The organism is Boseongicola sp. (assembly GCF_057460485.1).
Map to the genome: position 1 here is coordinate 1 of NZ_JBVCWP010000372.1, position 3362 is coordinate 3362.

General features: G+C 55.2%; 4 protein-coding genes. 1 reads left to right on the plus strand and 3 read right to left on the minus strand.

Features of this window, described 5'->3' with window-relative positions:
• Together AC221Y_RS22215 and AC221Y_RS22220 are read right to left on the minus strand one after the other, a co-directional pair.
• Nucleotides 1-345, minus strand: a 345-nt coding sequence (locus tag AC221Y_RS22215) for a VOC family protein (RefSeq protein ID WP_486708479.1), incomplete at its 3' end; no start/stop codon positions are given.
• A 774-nt stretch (nucleotides 346-1119) separates the two neighbouring features.
• Nucleotides 1120-1590 (minus strand): hypothetical protein, encoded by a 471-nt coding sequence (locus AC221Y_RS22220; RefSeq protein ID WP_486708480.1) that lies wholly within the window; start codon nucleotides 1588-1590, stop codon nucleotides 1120-1122.
• 240 nt (nucleotides 1591-1830) lie between these two features.
• On the opposite strand from AC221Y_RS22220, the gene AC221Y_RS22225 reads away from it, so the two are divergent.
• Nucleotides 1831-2742: a pirin family protein gene (locus AC221Y_RS22225; protein ID WP_486708481.1), complete on the plus strand. Its 912-nt coding sequence runs from the start codon at nucleotides 1831-1833 to the stop codon at nucleotides 2740-2742.
• Nucleotides 2743-2754: 12 nt separating this feature from the next.
• Here the strand turns inward: AC221Y_RS22225 and AC221Y_RS22230 are convergent, their stop codons facing one another.
• Entirely contained in the window at nucleotides 2755-3126 is a 372-nt protein-coding gene (locus AC221Y_RS22230) for a hypothetical protein (protein WP_486708482.1), read from the minus strand.
• Between the last annotated feature and the right edge of the window lie 236 nt (nucleotides 3127-3362).

Sequence of the window (3362 nt, forward strand, 5' to 3'; positions counted from 1 at the left end):
CACGAAAGCCATATGCCCGTCGCGGGGCGGCCGGTTGATCGTGACGCCGTGATCCATCAAACGCTGGCAGGTCTCGTAAATGTTTTCAACCCGATAGGCCAGATGACCCCAGCTGCGGCCGGTTTCGAGCTTCTCGTCTGAGTCCCAATTATAGGTGATTTCCAACTCGGGCGCGCCGGTGGCTTTCGCGGATTTCTTATCTTCTGGCGCAGCCAGAAAAACCAGCGTGAATTTGCCTTGCGGGAAGTCCTTGCGACGCTGCTCGACCAGGCCGAGAGCATTGCAGTAGAAATCGAGGGATTTTTCCAGGTTGGCCGCCCGGACCATAGTGTGGAGGTAGCGCATGGGGCATCCTTTTTTGTATTCCGATACAAATCAGATGTCACAAATAGCGCGTCTGGGCAACATTCCTTCCAATCGCATCCGCGATCCGGAAGAGTTTTCGCAGTTCTCGTGTGCAGACCGGCCAGTTCACATCAAATAACGTATTAAACGGCGCAAAGCGATTACCTTGCCCCGTTTAACACCATTCTCGGAAATGTCAGACCGCCAGTGCGCGTAGATCAGACCGGCGGCTGATCTGCGTGCTGACTGTCACAGTGATTCGCGGGTTGCGAGAGTTTGCATTCCGCGTTCGATCCCGTGAACTGGTGAGCATTGGCTTTGGTGACGATCAGCGAAGCCGCAGGAATCAAGGCCGCATACTTAGCCGATTTTCCAAGCATAGCCCGCCGGGACACTTTCACTGCGTCGTTTTTAGATGTGTGTTTAGTATTCATATTACCCCCCTTCGCCCCAAAAGAGCTGATTCTAATTCAATTCAGTTAGACTAAATGAAAGTCCCCACGTGGAATCCAACAACACGCCACAACATAAAATTCTACATTATTTTGATTTAATTTTGGTTTTAGTTAACGAAATTATTATGATAGAAGGAGTCCAGCTCAAAAGATTGATCCGAGTGAATGACTCTTTGACAATTTCCGACAGCTTCCTATCGATCTTGAAATCCTCAATTCTGTTCTCAGCGCACGGCTGCGCCACCTGTTATCCGCCGCCTTCTGGCGACGCCTGAAAGCGCAGTTCCTTTATTCCCGCCGGGGCCGCAAGTAGCAGCCCTTATTCGCGGTCCATGATCAGCGTGCTCAGCAACTCGGCCATAGCCTTCGCCTGCGACGGGTGGGTTGCTCCGCCGACACCGATGCGACGGCCGACGCACCAGTACAGGCCCGGAACCCACTTTAACCGCGCCGGGCTACGCAGCACGACGGCAAAGCCGTTCGACGGCTTGATGGAGAACGCACTGACCTGCACCGTCTCGATATTGTCCAGCGCGGCCAGTTGCGGCCCGTTCTCGACCCATAGGCCGTCCTCTTTCAGGACCAGCGCGCCGCTTCTGACCTGCAAGTTCCAATAGGCCTGCAGAATCATCAGGAACCCGAGCAGAAAGATTGCGAGCCGCCCCAGCAGCGCGGCGGGCGGATAGACAAGGCCGCTGTAGATCAGCCCAACGCCGATCAGCGCCAGAATAATAACGCCAACCCAACGGCGGACCGGCGCGATTTGCAGGCGAGCAAGAATTTCCGACATAGAGAGTCCTCCTTCCGGCCTATTGCCTGCCGGCGAAGCCAATAGCAAGTACCCGAAACCTACAAACGTGCTAAGTCTGAAAGAAACAAATAACTAAATCGGGAAATCGGGTGCAGAATTGCCCGAAATGCCATTCTCGTCTGGCGTCTTAGGTTCCAAAATCGAAACATTACGTTTCATTGCGGACATCTGTTTCTGCTTAAGAGGGAGTCCTATATTAAGCGCGAAAGGAGCAACTCCATGTCCATAAGACCCGTAAAATCAACATCGCAGGCGCAACCCACAAAAGAAGGTGCCGGCGTAGATTTGTATCGCGCCTTCGGCTTTCATGACCCAAAAGCGCAAGACCCGTTCCTGCTGCTCGACGACTTCCGCAACGATAACCCCGCCCGCTTCGAGCGCGGATTTCCGTGGCATCCGCACCGCGGCATCGAGACGATCACCTATGTTCTGGCCGGCACGGTCGATCATGGCGACAGCCTGGGCAATACAGGTACGCTCGGGGCCGGTGACGTGCAATGGATGACCTCAGGGTCCGGCATACTCCATCAGGAAATGCCGAAGGGCAACGCCAAGGGCCAAATGCACGGTTTCCAGCTTTGGGCAAACCTGCCGAGCGAACTGAAAATGACCAGCCCGCGCTATCAGGATGTCGAAGGTAAGGAAATTCCCGAGATTTTCGAAGATGACGGAACCCGCGTGAAAGTCATCGTCGGCTCGTTCTGGGGCAAAACCGGTCCCGTGGACGGCATCGCCGCCGATCCGCAGTATCTGGATATCTACGTCCCGCCAGGCGTGAAAAAATCCTTTCCGGTCGACACCTACCGCAAGGCTTTCGCCTATGTCTTCGAAGGCTCGGCGGCCTTTGACTACGCGTCAGACCCGACCGGCGTCTTGCTGGAAAAGGAAGTGCGTGGCGAAGAGGTCAACATCCGCGACATGTCCGGCAACCGCACGCTGGTGAATTTCGATACCGGCGACACGGTCACGGTTCAAGCCGGCGAACGCGGCGTGCGCTTTCTGCTGATATCCGGCCGACCTATACAAGAACCGGTAGCCTGGCACGGGCCGATCGTCATGAACACCCGTCAGGAACTGGAACAGGCGTTTCGGGAGCTGAACAACGGCACCTTTATCCGTCCGGCGCACTGACGACGGGTCGGGCTATAGCGCGTCGATCCAGACCAGAACGGCGTAGAACACAAAACTGGAGGCCAGTATGCTCAGAATGATACTGCTGGCCAAACTGTATCTGGCCCGGGACTTCTCGCGTTTCTTGTTATAATTTCCGGACCGTTGATCGAAGCTACGGCTGATCGCTTCGACCTTTTTGGGATCAACGCGGCTGCGCAGCACGGGATGTTTCAGCTTGTGTTCGGAATCGATCAGAAACTCGACTTCTTCCCGAGCCCCTTTCGGCAGACTTCGGCGCGCCGCTTTCAACTGTTGTTCCAGCGTCCGGCCCTTGGCCGAAAACTTGGTAGACAGAACAGACGAAACATTCGCCTGTGCAGCGTCCATCGCTTTTTTATGCATGTTATCCTCCCCCAAGGATTCTTATAATTATAGGCGATTTCCGCCAACCAATCAATGACGCGTCGCAGTACTCCGCGGGCACCGATCCCACCCGCCCGCAGCCGCCGGAATCGCCCATAAATCTGACGTCTGAAAGGTTGTCGAAAGGGAAAAGGTGGGCACCGAGCGGCACCACCGGGATCTGGAACCGACAAAATCAACCAAGCACTCGACGCAACATGGGTATCGACCTCTCC

Bases quoted from the DNA above. Each gene is read 5' to 3' on its own strand.
- AC221Y_RS22220 (WP_486708480.1), bottom strand. From the start codon at position 1,590: ATGTCGGAAATTCTTGCTCGCCTGCAAATCGCGCCGGTCCGCCGTTGG.
- AC221Y_RS22225 (WP_486708481.1), top strand. From the start codon at position 1,831: ATGTCCATAAGACCCGTAAAATCAACATCGCAGGCGCAACCCACAAAA.
- AC221Y_RS22230 (WP_486708482.1), bottom strand. From the start codon at position 3,126: ATGCATAAAAAAGCGATGGACGCTGCACAGGCGAATGTTTCGTCTGTT.